The 14,132-nt window shown below is 72.5% G+C and carries 11 protein-coding genes and 5 tRNA genes; 5 read left to right on the top strand and 11 right to left on the bottom strand.

What is annotated here, in order from left to right; all coding sequences use genetic code 11:
- Window positions 1–11: 11 nt before the first annotated feature.
- Window positions 12–1,454, top strand: a complete 1,443-nt coding sequence (locus OG534_RS19375) for a PrsW family intramembrane metalloprotease (RefSeq protein WP_326589326.1) — start codon at window positions 12–14, stop codon at window positions 1,452–1,454.
- Here OG534_RS19375 and OG534_RS19370 read toward each other — a convergent pair.
- The 3 genes from OG534_RS19370 to OG534_RS19360 all read right to left on the bottom strand — a co-directional run bounded on the left by OG534_RS19370 (window position 1,363) and on the right by OG534_RS19360 (window position 4,196).
- Window positions 1,363–2,397, bottom strand: a complete 1,035-nt coding sequence (locus OG534_RS19370; protein ID WP_326589324.1) for a M23 family metallopeptidase — start codon at window positions 2,395–2,397, stop codon at window positions 1,363–1,365. The genes OG534_RS19375 and OG534_RS19370 overlap by 92 nt on opposite strands.
- 309 nt (window positions 2,398–2,706) lie before the next feature.
- Window positions 2,707–3,909: a PP2C family protein-serine/threonine phosphatase gene (locus OG534_RS19365; RefSeq protein ID WP_442807110.1), complete on the bottom strand. Its 1,203-nt coding sequence runs from the start codon at window positions 3,907–3,909 to the stop codon at window positions 2,707–2,709.
- Window positions 3,910–4,122: 213 nt separating this feature from the next.
- Window positions 4,123–4,196: transfer RNA gene (locus OG534_RS19360), tRNA-Met, on the bottom strand.
- Window positions 4,197–4,499: 303 nt separating this feature from the next.
- Between OG534_RS19360 and OG534_RS19355 the strand changes: the two genes are divergently transcribed.
- Window positions 4,500–5,759 (top strand): LPXTG cell wall anchor domain-containing protein, encoded by a 1,260-nt coding sequence (locus tag OG534_RS19355; protein WP_326589322.1) that lies wholly within the window; start codon window positions 4,500–4,502, stop codon window positions 5,757–5,759.
- A 77-nt stretch (window positions 5,760–5,836) separates the two neighbouring features.
- On the opposite strand, the gene OG534_RS19350 is transcribed toward OG534_RS19355, so the two are convergent.
- The 8 genes from OG534_RS19350 to OG534_RS19315 all read right to left on the bottom strand — a co-directional run bounded on the left by OG534_RS19350 (window position 5,837) and on the right by OG534_RS19315 (window position 13,721).
- Entirely contained in the window at window positions 5,837–6,340 is a 504-nt protein-coding gene (locus OG534_RS19350; RefSeq protein WP_326589321.1) for a GNAT family N-acetyltransferase, read from the bottom strand.
- Window positions 6,341–6,547: 207 nt separating this feature from the next.
- Window positions 6,548–6,620, bottom strand: a tRNA-Lys gene (locus OG534_RS19345).
- Between the two features lie 82 nt (window positions 6,621–6,702).
- Entirely contained in the window at window positions 6,703–9,045 is a 2,343-nt protein-coding gene (locus OG534_RS19340) for a hypothetical protein (protein WP_326589320.1), read from the bottom strand.
- Window positions 9,046–9,197: 152 nt separating this feature from the next.
- The gene (locus tag OG534_RS19335; protein WP_326589318.1) at window positions 9,198–11,603 is read right to left on the bottom strand and encodes a DEAD/DEAH box helicase; all 2,406 of its coding nucleotides are present in this window, start codon (window positions 11,601–11,603) and stop codon (window positions 9,198–9,200) included.
- Window positions 11,604–11,870: 267 nt separating this feature from the next.
- Entirely contained in the window at window positions 11,871–12,422 is a 552-nt protein-coding gene (locus OG534_RS19330) for a hypothetical protein (RefSeq protein WP_326589316.1), read from the bottom strand.
- A gap of 86 nt (window positions 12,423–12,508) precedes the next feature.
- Complete coding sequence (gene crcB / locus OG534_RS19325; RefSeq protein ID WP_326589314.1) at window positions 12,509–12,892, bottom strand: fluoride efflux transporter CrcB; 384 nt, start codon at window positions 12,890–12,892, stop codon at window positions 12,509–12,511.
- Window positions 12,889–13,374 (bottom strand): FluC/FEX family fluoride channel, encoded by a 486-nt coding sequence (locus OG534_RS19320; protein ID WP_326589312.1) that lies wholly within the window; start codon window positions 13,372–13,374, stop codon window positions 12,889–12,891. The genes crcB and OG534_RS19320 overlap by 4 nt, the downstream gene beginning before the upstream one ends.
- A complete protein-coding gene (locus OG534_RS19315) occupies window positions 13,371–13,721 on the bottom strand; it encodes a metallopeptidase family protein (protein WP_030726307.1) in 351 nt (116 codons plus the stop codon). Before OG534_RS19315 ends, OG534_RS19320 begins: the two co-directional genes overlap by 4 nt.
- A gap of 104 nt (window positions 13,722–13,825) precedes the next feature.
- Here OG534_RS19315 and OG534_RS19310 point away from each other — a divergent pair.
- From OG534_RS19310 to OG534_RS19300, 3 genes are all read left to right on the top strand, one after another.
- Window positions 13,826–13,898, top strand: a tRNA-Glu gene (locus OG534_RS19310).
- Window positions 13,899–13,937: 39 nt separating this feature from the next.
- Window positions 13,938–14,011: transfer RNA gene (locus OG534_RS19305), tRNA-Asp, on the top strand.
- A gap of 22 nt (window positions 14,012–14,033) precedes the next feature.
- Window positions 14,034–14,110: transfer RNA gene (locus tag OG534_RS19300), tRNA-Phe, on the top strand.
- Window positions 14,111–14,132 lie beyond the last annotated feature (22 nt).

The raw sequence follows: 14,132 nt of genomic DNA, 5'->3' as shown, positions 1-14,132 counted from the left end.
AGGGTCATGACGTGTCCCGAGCGCTCCGCCCTGTGCTCCCACGTCCGTCCGGCACGGTCCGCACGTGCGTGCTCCTCGCCCTGCTCGCCGTCACCGGCATCGCCATCCTCGAACTCGTGCGGGAACAGACCGGTACCGCCGGCTTCTTCGTCGGTCTCGGTCTGGCCCTGCTGCCGGTGGCGCCGCTCATGGCGGCGTTCCGGTGGCTCGGCCGGGCCGCGCCCGCGCCCTGGCCGCAGTTGCTGTTCTGCTTCGGCTGGGGTGCCTGCACCGCGGCGCTGATCGCGATACTGGCCAACAACTTCGCCACCGAGTGGATAGCCGCGGCCACCGCCGACCCGTCCGGCGCCGATCACCTGGGCTCGGTGGCGATCGCCCCGGTGGTGGAGGAGAGTGCCAAGGCGGTGGCCCTGCTGCTGGTGTTCGTGTTCCGAAGACGCCATTTCACCGGCCCCGCCGACGGTTTCGTGGTGGCCGGCTTCACCGCCACCGGCTTCGCCTTCACCGAGAACATCCTCTACCTCGGGAGCGCCTTCGGTGAGGACCGGGCCGGGGGCACCGGTGTACTGGACTCGGTGACGGCGGCGACCTTCTTCGTACGGATCGTGCTGTCGCCGTTCGCGCACCCGCTGTTCACGGTGCTCACCGGGCTCGGTTTCGGCGCGGCCGCGCTCAGTGCCCGCCGCTCGCGCAGGATCTGCCTGCCGATGCTCGGCCTGGCGCTGGCCATGGGCATGCACGCCCTGTGGAACGGCTCCTCGCAGTTCGGCGAGCACGGGTTCTACGTGGTCTACGGCTGCGTGATGGTCCCGGTGTTCGGGCTGCTGGTGTGGCTGGCCGTGTGGATACGGCGCGGACGGCTGCGGGCCGTCGCCGGGGAGCTGGCGCTGTACGCGGCCGCGGGCTGGCTCGGTCCCGCCGAGGTGCCCGCCCTGGCCTCGATGCCGGCCCGGTCGCTGGCCCGCGCCCTGGCCCGGCGCAGTGGGGGCCGGGCCGCCGGACGCGCCGTCGCCCGGTACGAGGCGGACGCGACCGCCCTGGCCCTGCTGCGGAACCGGGCGCGGTGCGGCGGCCCCGCACGGGAGCCTGATTTCGCGGGCCGGGAGCGGGAGTTGCTGCACCGGCTCTGGCAGCGCCGCGCGACGGCGGGTCCCGCACTGGCGCGGGCCGCGGTCATGGAGGAGCTGCTTCCGCCGTGGTTCGATCCCCTGGGACCCGCGTCCGCACCGGGTGCTGCAGCAGCAGCCGTGCCCCGGCCTAGACGAGCGGCCCCGGACACGGACGCGGACCGGGACGCGAGCCCGAATCCGGACCCGACGCCGGCGACTGACCCGACCCCGGCCCGCGGCCCCGACCCGGACCTCAGACGTTCAGGCCCTTGGACTCCAGCCACGTCAGCGGGTTCACCGTCGAGCCGCCCTTGCGTACTTCCAAGTGGAGATGGGGTCCGGTGACGTTCCCGGTGGCTCCGACGCGGCCGATGGTCTCGCCGGCGCCCACCGCCCCGGAGGTCACCGACATCGAGGAGAGGTGGCAGTACCAGACCTCCGTGCCGTCCTCGAGCTGCAGCACGATCCGGTAGCCGTACGCGCCGGACCAGCCGGCCGAGGTGATCTTTCCGGCGCCTACGGCCTTGACCGGGGTGCCGGTCGGGGCCGCGAAGTCGAGGCCGGTGTGCTGGCCGGAGGACCACATGGAGCCGGAGGCTCCGTAGTACGAGGTGAGGGTGTAGGCGGAGGTCGGCAGGAACCAGCCCCCGGACGACGCGGCGAGGCGCTCCTGCTCGGCCTTGGCCTCGGCGGCCTTCCGGGCGGTCTCGGCCTCTTCCGCCGCCTTCGCCTCGGCCTGCGCCTTCGCCTCCTCGGCCTGGCGGGCGGCCTCCAGCTTGTCCTTGGCCTCCTGGGCGGCGGCCGCCTGCGCGGCCCGCTCGGCTTCCGCCCGGACCTGGGCCTCGGCGGCGTCCTGCTGGGACTCGGCCTGCTGGAGGATGCGGTTGCGCAGCACCTCTCCGGCGTCCGCGCCCTGCTGGGACTGCTGGGACTGCTGCGCGATGATCCCGGTCCGGGCCGCCGTCGCGGCCTCCGATCCGGAACCGCCGTCCGACTGCTGCGCCTTGCCCCCGGGCATCAGGTCGGGCAGATCGGGCAGGGCCGGCAGGGATATCGCGACCTGGGGCCGGTCCTGCGCGGTGGCGATGCCGCTGGCGCCGACCGCCGCGATGACACCGACGCCGAGCACGGTCGAGCTGCGGGCGAGTCCCCCGCGCTGCTTGGCGACCCGGTGCTTGCCGCGGACCGGACGGACCGAATCCTCGGTGGGATTCCACTCGCCCCAGGCACCCGCGGTGGGCGGCTCCTGGATCTCAGTGCCTTCAGGGGCAGGCAAGTTGGAGGCCACCGGGGCACACTCCTCATCGACGCGCAGCGACGCGCGCGCGCACGGTGCCGTCTCTTGCGACGGCTGGGACGACCGCGCTGCGTTATCGAAAGGTAATAGACGCAGGGGAGTGATTCCAAGCTTCTCCGCTTGATCGTTCACATAATCAGCCACTCCCTGAACGGCTTTGGCCATGCCTTTTCGCCCAGAAGTGCACAACCGGGGCAAAAATCAAGGCACTACCTCACCACTCCAGCCACAGATGTAACATGACGGGTCGTCAAACAACTTACGGAGAGCAGTCGTTCGACTGCGGACAGTCACGCATTGTCACGCGTCATCGCCCCGCCGCACCACCGGCACGGTCCGCCGCCGCTCCGGCTGCCCCGGCCCGGGCCGGCCCACCGCGAGCAGCGCCATGTCGTCCGTCGCCCCGCCGCCCGTGTGCCGGCGCACATCGCTGCTGAGCGCGCTGAGCAGCGCCTGCGGCCCGGGGAAGATCCGCCCGCGGAGCCGGCCCGCCGGATCGTAGAACTCCCCCGACCGGTCCCGGGCCTCCGTCAGCCCGTCCGTGTAGAGCAGCAGGGTGGTCCCCGCCGGGAAGGCCCACTCCTGCGCCCGGTCCGGCCGGCCGGCGCCCAGTTCCCCCAGGCCGAGCGGCAGGGCGGGCTCCGCCGGGGCGAGCACCACCAGCTCCCCGTCCGCGTACAGCAGCAGCGGTTCGGGATGGCCCCGGTTGAGCAGCCGCAGCACCCCCGCACCCGGCGGGATCTCCCCGAGCACGCACGTCGTGAACCCCTCCACCGCGTCCAGGCTGTGGCGCCGGGTGCCCTCCCGGGCCAGGGCCCGCTCCAGCCGCTGCGCCACCGCCTCCAGCGTGGGTTCGGTCTCGGCCGCCTCCCGGAAGGCCCCGAGGACCACCGCGACGGCCTCCACCGCCCCGAGCCCCTTGCCCCGTACGTCGCCCACCGCCAGCCGCACTCCGTACGGGGTCTCCTGGACGGCGTACAGGTCCCCGCCGATGAAGGCGTCGGCCTGCGCGGCCTCGTACCAGGCGGAGACGTGCAGCCCCCCGATGCGTTCGGCGGGCTTCGGCAGCACCGCCCGCTGCGCGGCCTCGGCGATCCCGCGCGCGGACGCGAGCTGCTCGCCGCTGCGCCGCACCACCCGGTTGATCAGCAACGCCAGCCCGGACACGGTCAGGACGGTGGCCAACTCGGTCAGCGCCTCGACCCTCCACCCGGTGTCGTTGGGGACGTGCAGCAGGAACACCGTGAGCATGGCCAGGGCGCCGGTGGCCGCCGTGGCCCGGAGGCTGAACAGCGGGGCGGCGATCAGCGGGGCCGCGGTGAAGAAGGGGGATCCGGTGAAGCTGGGCGGGGTCAGCAGGCTGAAGACCAGTCCGAGGACGATCAGCGCACCCGGCAGCACCCGGACCACCCGCCGGGCCACGCCGTTGCCGCCGCCCGCGGGCCTGCCGTTGCCACCGCCGCCCGCGCGCCCCCCGTTGCCCTGCCGGCCCAGCCCCGCCACGCTGCTCTCCTGCCGCCCGGTCCCTGGTTACGGGTGCGGGCCCGTTGCCGCCTCGCCCCTCAAGGCTGGCGGCAGGAGCGGGCGCGGGGCGACCCGGCGGCAGCCGTCCGGGTGACGACGCGCGAGACGGGGCGAGACGGGGCGGGCCGGGTGCCGGGGCCGGAACACGACGAAGGCCCGGTTCCCTTGAGGGAACCGGGCCTTCGTACTGAGTAGCGGGGGCAGGATTTGAACCTACGACCTCTGGGTTATGAGCCCAGCGAGCTACCGAGCTGCTCCACCCCGCGTCGGTAAACACAACTCTACGCCATCCGGGGGGGAGCCCTCCGCCAATAAGCCGCCGGACCGCCCCCGGATCGACATCACCGCAGGTCAAAGCCCTAAAACCGACCCGAAACCGGCATCCGGCGACGAAGATCATCTCTGTTGCACGGCGGTGACACTGCAGGGATGGTTCCGCGATCGGCCGCGGGCGATGATTCTCTTGTCGCAGAGGCCAGGGGGAAGACGAACCGGCCGGGCGGCACACCCACACACCAACCGGCTCGGCGCTCCGCCGATGCCCCTGTGATTCCCGGGGGGAGTCCACCATGTCCGTTCGCACCGCAGCCGCCATCGCAGTCGTCGCCGGCGTTGTCACCACTCTGCTGCCGCTCTCGGCCACCGCCGCGTCCGCCGCACCCACCACCGACGACCACGCCGTGCTGCGTACGGAGATGGGTGCTCCCGTCCCCAGCGGTCCGCTGACCCGCGGCGGCGCCACCGAGACCTTCGACCTGACGGTGAAGAACCCGACCGGCAAGGCCGTCACGTACAAGCCGTGGCTGCTCCTGGACCCGAACGGCCCGAGCCGGCTGCAGGAGGACGACGTCGTCTTCAAGGTCGACGCGGTGGACGCCCCGGCGACCAAGTCGTCGATCGGCCAGCAGGACGGCGAGTGGCAGGGCACGTTCTTCCCCGCGGCCGGCTCCCCGGAGTCGGACAGCGGCTTCGACATCCCCGCGAACGGCAAGTTGACCTGGAAGGTCACCCTCGGTCTCGGCGCGAACTACCCGACCAACAACGGTGACTTCAACTTCACCGCCACCAGCTACAACAACTCGGTGGCGAAGGGCGGCGCGGACTCCCACGTCTTCAAGGTCGACCCGCAGACCAAGACCGGCGAGCTGAAGACCTGGTTCAAGCAGATCAGCTCGGGCAAGGACGGCCAGGAGCAGCGCGCGTACCTGGACCTGCACTACCAGGCCACCGGCGACGGCACGTTCGCCACCGCCCTCGCGACCAGCCTGAGCGTGTCCCACCCGGGCGAGCAGGACGCCGACTTCCGCCTGCAGGCCATGATCGACGACCGCTGGCAGGACCTGAAGGTCGAGGACAGCCGCTACGAGCTTCCGCGGATCCCCAAGGGCTTCGGCGCCGCCTCCGGCATCCACACCCTGCCGCTGCGGATCAGCCTGGGCAAGGACACCAAGCTGACGAAGAAGACCACGATCACGATGGATGCCGAGGTCCGCCAGGCCGAGGGCAACACCTACCCGCTCAAGACCGTCTCCGTGAAGTTCCCGCTCATCCCGATCGTGGAGCCGGTCGACACCCCGTCCACCGCTCCCTCCACGGCCCCGTCCACCACGCCGTCCGCCACGCCCTCCGCCACCCCCACGGTGCGGCCGGCCGTCGCCACCTCCACGGGCAACACCAACGTGACGACCACGGGTTCCTCCACCGGCTCCCTCGCCAACACCGGCGCCGGCTCGTCCAACGGCCTGTACGCCGGCCTCGCGGCCGCCCTGGTCACGCTCGGCGCGGCCGCCGCCTGGCTCGGCCGCCGCCGTCGCGGCACCTCCGCCTGATCACACCCCGCACGACCGAGCGCCCCACCCGCAGCCAAGCGGGTGGGGCGCTCCTCGTTGCGGCGGGCCGCCCGCGCTCAGGGGCGGCGCCGGGTCAGGACGCGGGTGGTGGAGCCGTCTTCCTCCCGGACGTCCCGGACGTGCGTGAAGCCGATACGGGCGAGCAGGGCCAGGGAGGCCGTGTTGGGCGCGGCCACCGTGGCGTGCACCTCGGTCAGGCCGAGGGTGGCGAAGCCGTACGCGACGATCGCCTCCGCGATCTCGGTGCCGAGGCCCGATCCCCAGGCTTCCGGGGCCAGCGCGTAGATGATCTCGTGGCCGTCGACGTCCTCGGTCCGCTTGATCTCGGCGTGCCCGACCAGCCGGCCGTCGCGCCGCACGGCCCAGACGTCGAACAGGTTCTCGGCGTAGACCTTCGTGAAGACCCGCCCGAAGAGCGCCCGGTCCTCGGCCTCGGTGGTGGGCCCGTCCCCCATCCACCGGGACACCCGGGTGTCCTGGAAGAGGGCGACGAAGGCTTCCTCGTCCTGGGGGGTGTACGGGTCGAGGAGCAGGCGTTCGGTGCGCAGAACAGGAGTCACGGTCGACGACGCTACCCGCTGCGGCCAGGAGATCCACCGGATTTCCCGGCCGGTCCCCGGGGGTGACGGACTGTCCGTTCACGCAGGCAGACGCAGGGAGACGCACGGGGACGCCCCGCCCCGGAAACGACCGAGCGCCCCGTCCGGCGGAAACCGGACGGGGCGCTCGGCGCCGGGCCGAAGGCCACGCCTCCGACCCATGAGCGGTAGGCCATGTCGGACTCGAACCGACAACCAACGGATTAAAAGTCCGCTGCTCTGCCAATTGAGCTAATGGCCCTCCAGGGTGCTCACCCCAGAGCATAGCCGGACAGCGCCGGTCAGCCGATCGGGTATCGACTGACCGGCCTGTCGCCGTCAGTTCACGGGCGCAGCGGGGGCCGGGCGACCGGCGGGACACCGGTGACGGTGACCGTCCCGGACGTCCTGAACTCGGCGCCGTGGCCGTCGGCGGGCCGGGCGGTGAGCGTCCACTCGTACTCGCCGGTGAAGAGGTACGAGCCGGTCGGGGACTTTCCGTCCCACGCGGGGGTGATCAGGCCGCGCGCGTCGGTGCCGGTGCGCACGACCGTGGTGATGCCGGACGTCTTGTTGCGCACCATCAGCTTCCAGGAGGAGACGGGCTTGGACAGCCACCAGCGGGCCTGCCAGGTCTTCGCCTGCTTGAAGTCCACGGTGGCGGCGGTGTCCTGGTCGATCGCCGCGAGCGGGGAGGTCTTGCCGGTGACGCCGGCCAGGTGAACGGTCTCGCCCGCGTCGGTGTAGGCCAGTCGGCCGCCGAACCGGTCGAGGGTCCAGTTGCTGCCGTACTTCGTCTCCTCCTGCGCGATGTCGCGCTCCCGCACCGGTGCGCCGGAGCGCAGGTTGTAGACCTCCAGGCCGGCGCCCCCCTGGCGCACGAGGTAGCCGTCGCCGAGCTGCACGCGGTCGCTCTCGGGCGCGAAGGGCAGCGGGATCCGCTTGTTGGACGGCATGTGGAAGGCGACGGGGCCGCCCGTGAAGGCGGAGCACAGCGCGTACAGCCAGTCCCCGCTCACCTGGATCTCGTCCGCGCGGCAGGACGTGCCGAAGGCCTGGCGCTTGGTGATCCAGCCGGTCCGCAGGTCGGTGGCGAACGCCGAGCCCGTCTGCCCGTCGCGCTCCCAGAGCGCGGAGCCCCAAAGGGTCGCGGCCGGGGAGGGCTTGAAGTCCAGGACCTTCCCCGCGTCGATGTCGGCCACCAGCAGCCGGGAGGTGTTCTTCTCGGTCACCGTGAACAGCACGTACCGACCCGAGGCGCTCTTGATCAGGTACGGCTGCATCTCGTCGGTGCCGGGCAGGGGCACCTGGCGGACCGTGCCGCCGGGGCGGGTCTCCCGCACGTTCACCACGACCCCGCAGAGGGAACCGCACGCCCCGGCGCCCTTGCTCGAGAGCGAGACGATCCGTCCGTCTCCGGTCGGAACGGTCCAGCCGGGGAGCTGGGCCCGCGGCGTGCAGAGCCGCGGGTCCGTCGCCTCCGCGCAGCTCCAGTCCGGGGTCTGGTTCGGCGGGGACGTCCCGGACACGGGCACCGTGTAGCCCTGGAGGCTGCGGTCGGGGTCCTCCTGGCCGGTGATGAGCCGGCCCTGGGCGAGGCTGAGCGTGACCCGGTCCGCGGGGTCCGGAGGCAGGGCCATCACCGTCGACAGCACCGGGGCGCCGTCGGGGCCGGGCGTGACCCGGTACATCGCCCAGTGACTGGAGTCGGTGCCTCCGGCCAGGTAGGCGGAGCCGTCCGTGCCCGTCGTCAGGCCCCGGTCCGAGGACCGGGCGAGCAGGGTGCGCGGAGCGCCGCCGTCCACGGGCACGGCGGTGACCGCGTTGTCCCGCTCCTGCGCGACGAGCCAGTCGCCCACGGGCTGCGTGGGCCCGTACGCGGTGGGGGTCGTGACGCTGCGCGTCACGGCGAGGTCGGCGCGCGAGAGCAGGGTCGCCGTGGTGGATCCGCTCTTGCGCAGCGAGACCCACCGGGAGCCGAGGGCGTAGTCGACGTTGCCCGGATCCGTCGCGCCTTCCGGCAGGGCCAGCGGGGTCAGCGTCGCCGTGGCGAAGTCGAGCAGGGCGAGGGTCTCCTGGCCGGCGGCGGACCGGTAGGTGATCAGTGCGCCCTTCTCGTCGGAGGTCTGCACCCAGAACCGGTGCGCCGGGATGCGTTCCGGCGCGGTGACGGTGACGTCCTTGCGCGGTTCGTTCTCACGGCCCATCAGGTGCAGGGTGAGCCTGCCCTCGGCGTCCTGCTCGGTGGCCAGGACCTGCGTGGGCGAGAAGGTGCTGGTCCAGGACCGGCCGGCCGGGGCGGCGAGGGTCTCGCTGCGGCCCGTGGCCTGGTCGTGGAGGGTCAGCGGCCCCGCGGTCGTACCGGACGCGTCGCGGTATTCGCAGCCGACGGTGTCGCCGAGGCTCATCCACTTGCCGTACGGCCCGGAGGGGCAGTCGGCGAGCGGCACCTCGCGGCCGTCCGCGAAGCTCTTCCAGTACATGTTCCCGGGCCCGGGCCGGTCGAGCATCACGCCGTTCGGGCCCGCCTCGTACACCGACTGGTACGACGGTGTGCGATGCGGCAGCGGAGCGATCGTCAGTTCGTCGGCGGCCGCGGGTCCTGCGGCGGCCGGTGCGGCGGTGAGGGCGCCGATGCCCGTGGCCAGTGCGAGCGCGGTGGCGCCCAGCACACGTGACCGTCTCATGCGTGTACTTCCCCCCAGAACGGAGCGCCGGGGGTGGCCGCGGTTTCGCGTTGCCGTGTCCCCCACCGCAAAGTTCGGATCGTAGCAACATGCGACAGGGCCCCCACGACCGGAGTCGTGGGGGCCCTGTCAGGGGTTCAGCTCAGCTGCGATCAGCCGTTGCGCTTCCAGCGCGGCTTGTCGTCGCGGCGGCCGCCGCCGAAGCCGCCGGTGGAACCGGAACCGGAGCCGGACGGACGGTGGTCGTCGCGGCGGCCGTACGGACGGTCGCCGGCGCCGCCGGAGCGGAAGCCACCGGAGGGACGGTCGTCACGACGGTCGCGGTTGAACGGACGGTCGCCGCCACCGGAGCGGAAGCCGCCGGAGGTGCGGTCGTCACGGTTGTACGTGCCGTTGCCCGTGGCCGGACGGTCGCCACCGGAACGGAAGCCACCGGAGGGACGGTCGTCGCGACGGAAGCCACCGCCGGACGGACGGTCGCCACCACGGTCGTCACGGTTGAAGCCACCGGACGGACGGTCGTCGCGACGGAAGCCACCACCGGACGGACGGTCGCCACCGGAACGGAAGCCACCACCGGACGGACGGTCGCCACCGGAACGGAAGCCACCGCGGTCGCCACCACGGTCATCGCGGTTGAAGCCACCGGACGGACGGTCGTCGCGACGGAAGCCACCACCGGACGGACGGTCGCCACCGGAACGGAAGCCACCACCGGAGGGACGGTCGCCACCGGAGCGGAAGCCACCGCGGTCGCCACCACGGTCATCGCGGTTGAAGCCACCGGACGGACGGCCACCGCGGTCGTCACGGCGGAAGCCGCCACGGTCGCCGCGGTCGCCACCACGGTCGCCACCGCGGTTGTCGCGACGCTCGAAGTTGCCGCGGTCGTCGCGCTGGGCGCGCTGCTCCTCGCGGCGCTCCTGCGCGGCCAGCTCGGCGGCGGCGGCTGCGGCAGCAGCCGCGACCTCGGCCTCGGCGGCCTCGGCCACCTCGGCGACAGCGGCCTCCGGGTCCTCGCCGCGCTCACGGGCGGAGCGGGCGACCAGGCGGTCGGCCTCCTCGCGGAGCTCCACGGCACGGCGCGACAGGCGCTCGAGCTGCTTGGTGAGCTCGGCGACCTCGCGCTCGGCCTGCTTGGCGGCGTTGTTCGCGGAGTCGGCCTGGACCTCGGTCAGCGAACGGGCACCGGTGATCTCGGCGACCTCCGGGTCGAAGGCGCCGACGCCCTGGACGATGTGACGCGTGGCGTCGACGCCCGCGTCCTCCATCAGGCGGAAGATCTGGCGGCGCTGGTGCGGGAGCGCCAGCGACACGACGACACCGGACTTGCCGGCGCGGGCGGTACGGCCCGAGCGGTGCAGGTAGTCCTTGTGGTCGCCGGCCGGGTCCACGTTCAGGACCAGGTCGATGCCGTCGACGTGGATGCCGCGGGCGGCGACGTCGGTGGCGACGAGCGCGTTGACGTAGCCGTCCTTGAAGTCCGCGAGGACGCGGGTACGGGCACCCTGCGTCATGCCGCCGTGCAGCGCGTCGGCCTTCACGCCGGACTCGATGAGCTGCTCGGCGATGCGGTCGGCGCCCAGCTGGGTGCGGACGAAGATGATGGTGCGGCCCTTGCGGGCGGCGATGGCGGCCGTGACCGGCGCCTTGTCCTTCGGCTTCACGACGAGGACGTGGTGCGTCATGGTCGTGACGTTGCCCTGCGCGCTGTCGACCTCGTGCGTGACGGGGTTGGTCAGGTAGCGCTTGACCAGGGTGCCGATCTCGTTCTCCATGGTGGCGGAGAAGAGCATGCGCTGGCCGCCGCCGGGGATCTGGTCGAGCAGCTCGGTGACCTCGGGCAGGAAGCCCAGGTCGGCCATCTGGTCGGCCTCGTCGAGGACCGCGACCTGGACGTTCGCCAGGGAGCAGGCACCGCGGTTGATGATGTCGCGCAGACGGCCCGGGGTGGCGACGAGGACGTCGACACCGCGCTCCAGAGCGAAGATCTGGTTGCTCATGGAGGTACCGCCGCAGACGACCTTCATCTTCAGGCCGAGGACGTCGCCGTAGGGCTGGAGGGCGTCCGCGACCTGCATCGCGAGCTCACGCGTCGGCGTGAGGATGATCGCGCGGGGCTTCTTCTTCTCGGTGTGGCCGCCGGCCAGCGAGGCCAGGGTCGGCAGACCGAAGGAGAGGGTCTTGCCGGAGCCGGTGCGGCCACGGCCGAGGATGTCCTTGCCGGCCAGGGCGTCCGGGATGGTCGCGGCCTGGATCGGGAAGGGGGCGGTGACGCCGTTCTGGGCGAGCTTGCGCACGATGCCGTCGGGCAGACCGAGGTCGCCGAAGGTGATCGTGGGCTCGGCGTCGGCGTCGTCGAAGTCGTCGGCGGAGTCCTCGATGGACTCATCGGACTCGTCGGACTCGTCGGCCGCTACGTCGGCCTCAAGGGCCTCGATGATCTCGTCGGCTTCTGCGGCCTCGATGGCCTCGGTGACCACGAGGGCCTCGGCGTCGACGATCTCGTTGGAGTCGTTCTCGGGCATGACGGAACGGTCAGAACTGGAAATGGACATGCGAAATGCGAAACCTTCCGGAGTCTCGGCACGCGCCCAAACTCCGTGAATCGCAAATCGACCGCCTCAATGCGGTCAGCCACGGCTAGGGAGAGTACGCGCCACACGGCGCTCTTCGGAGTCGGCGCCGGGCAATGGGATCAAACGATCTATAACCATACGCACCCTCCCCGGGGTCTGGCAAGTCGCTCCCGCAGAAACGTCCCTGACCTGCGAAGACGCCCCGCTCCACGGCCGCCCGCCACACCCCGGAAGCCGGCTCCGGGCCTAGGGCTGCGGCACCGGCTGGGTGGTCGGCTCGGGCTCCGGAACGGAGGGAGCCGGCGTGGGTTCCGTCACAGGGGGCGTCGTGGCCGGCGGCTCCGGAGTCGGACTGGCCGACTGCTGTCCGCCGCCGGAACCGCCCGCGCCGCCGGAGCCTCCGGAGCCGCCCGCACCGCCGGAACCGCCCGTCGAAGGCTCCTGGGGTCCCTGCCCGCCCGCGCCGCCGACCGGTCCCGCCGACGGCGCGGGCACCCCCGGCGGTCCGCTCGGGGCGCCCGGGCCGGGCGAGGCCCCGGTCGCGCCGGAGGCCTTGCCGTCCTCCTTGGGCCTGCCGTCCTGGCTCCCCGTACCGTCCTTCGCGCCGCGCCCGTTGCCGTGGACCCCGGAGCCCCGCCCGGAAGCGGCCCCTCCGGCCGCCTCGGCGCCGCTGCGGCGGTCCCCCGCCGAGGAGGGCCCGGGCTTCGCCGTGTCCTCGCCGACACTCATGCAGCCGGCCGTCGCCGCGACCGCGAGCGCGGTGACGGCCAGTCGGAGGGAAGCGGACAACTGGCGCACGGGGGCACCTCCGGAGCCTGAGGGTGAGCGTTCCGCATGAGCGGGTCAATGTGCCCAACTCCCTTTGACCCGTAAGGGACACGCCCTCACGCGAACAGCTGCCGCGCCACCTGCGACCCGAGGTGCACCGCGCCCAGCCCGACGAGCACCGACATCACCACGTTCGCCGCCGCCAGGAACCCCCGTCCGCGCTCGGCCAGCCGCAGCGTCTCGTACGAGAACGTCGAGTACGTGCTCAGCGCCCCGCACAGCCCGGTCCCCAGCAGCAGCTCCAGCCGCGAGGAGGCCGCCCCGGCGAGCACCGCGCCGGCCAGGAGCCCGAGCCCCAGGCAGGCGGCCGCGTTGACCACGAAGGTGCCCCAGGGGAAGAGCGCGTCCGGATCGTCCAGCCGCCTCTGCACCGCACGGTCCGTCAGATAGCGCAGCGGCGCGCCGACGACCGCGCCCGCCACCACGAGCAGCCAGTTCACCGGGAGCGCACCCGCCGGCTCCGGACCGCGAGCCGGGTCACCGAGGCTCCCGCCCACACCGCGCCCAGCGCCGCCACCACCGTGAGCCCGGCGTAGGCCGGCGCGGTCCCCGCCCCGCCCCCGTCCAGGAGCCGCGAGACGTCCAGCGCGTAGGTGGAGAAGGTGGTGAAGCCGCCGAGCACCCCGGCCCCGGCGAAGGGCCGCAGCAGCGGATGCGGCGCAGACCGGCCGCCCTCGCTGATCAGCACCATCAGTACGCCGATCAGCATGCTGCCCGAGGCGTTGATCCACAGGGTCGCCCACGGGAAGGCCCCGGGCCCGGCCGGCCACAGCAGGGCGATCCCGTACCGCGCCGAAGCCCCGACCGCCCCGCCCGCGGCCACCGCCGCGAGCACCCGGCCCTGCGGCTCGGCGCGCTGCGCGGGGACGTGCAGGTCGACGTCCGGGTCGATCGCCTCCGCGCCGGGGACCGGCCGGATCACCCGTAACCCAGCGCGTGCAGCCGGTCGTCGTCGATCCCGAAGTGGTGGGCGATCTCGTGCACCACGGTGACCTCCGTCTCCGCGACCACGCTCTCCCGGTCCTCGCACATCCGCAACGTGGGATTGCGGTAGATGGTGATCCGGTCCGGCAGCACGCCGGCGTACCACTCGCCCCGGTCCGTCAGCGGAGTCCCCTCGTACAGCCCGAGCAGTTCGGGGTCGTCGGCCGGCGGCTCGTCCTCGACGAACACCGCCACGTTGTCCATCAGCCGCGTCAGCTCCGGCGGGATCCTGTCCAGGGCCTCTGCGACGAGCTCTTCGAACTCCTCGCGCGTCATCTCCAGCACCCGGCCATTGTCGCTCCGCGGGAAACCGTTTTGGCGATAGCTCCCCGGATCCCATATGCTTCTCACGTCCCCGACGCGCTGCAAAGCGCCCAGGCGGGCCTTTAGCCCTCATCGTCTAGTGGCCCAGGACGCCGCCCTTTCAAGGCGGTAGCACGGGTTCGAATCCCGTTGGGGGTACGCATTACCGTGTGCAAGACTTGGTCTCGCACACTGCAAGGTCCTGTGGAGCAGTTGGTTAGCTCGCCACCCTGTCAAGGTGGAGGTCGCGGGTTCAAGTCCCGTCAGGATCGCTGAAGCCGGAAACGGTTTCGTGGCTGGGTAGCTCAGTTGGTACGAGCGATCGCCTGAAAAGCGATAGGTCGCCGGTTCGACCCCGGCCCCAGCCACCATCAAGAAGGCCCCGTCCATCGG

The sequence above is a fragment of the Streptomyces sp. NBC_01294 genome (genome assembly GCF_035917235.1).
In the GTDB taxonomy this organism is placed as follows: Bacteria; Actinomycetota; Actinomycetes; order Streptomycetales; family Streptomycetaceae; genus Streptomyces; species Streptomyces caledonius.
This window is presented reverse-complemented; position numbering and strand designations above follow the sequence as displayed.

Excerpts from the sequence above, each read along its gene's own strand:
- OG534_RS19355 (WP_326589322.1), top strand. The coding sequence starts at position 4,500 with ATGTCCGTTCGCACCGCAGCCGCCATCGCAGTCGTCGCCGGCGTTGTC.
- OG534_RS19340 (WP_326589320.1), bottom strand. The coding sequence starts at position 9,045 with ATGAGACGGTCACGTGTGCTGGGCGCCACCGCGCTCGCACTGGCCACG.
- OG534_RS19335 (WP_326589318.1), bottom strand. The coding sequence starts at position 11,603 with ATGTCCATTTCCAGTTCTGACCGTTCCGTCATGCCCGAGAACGACTCC.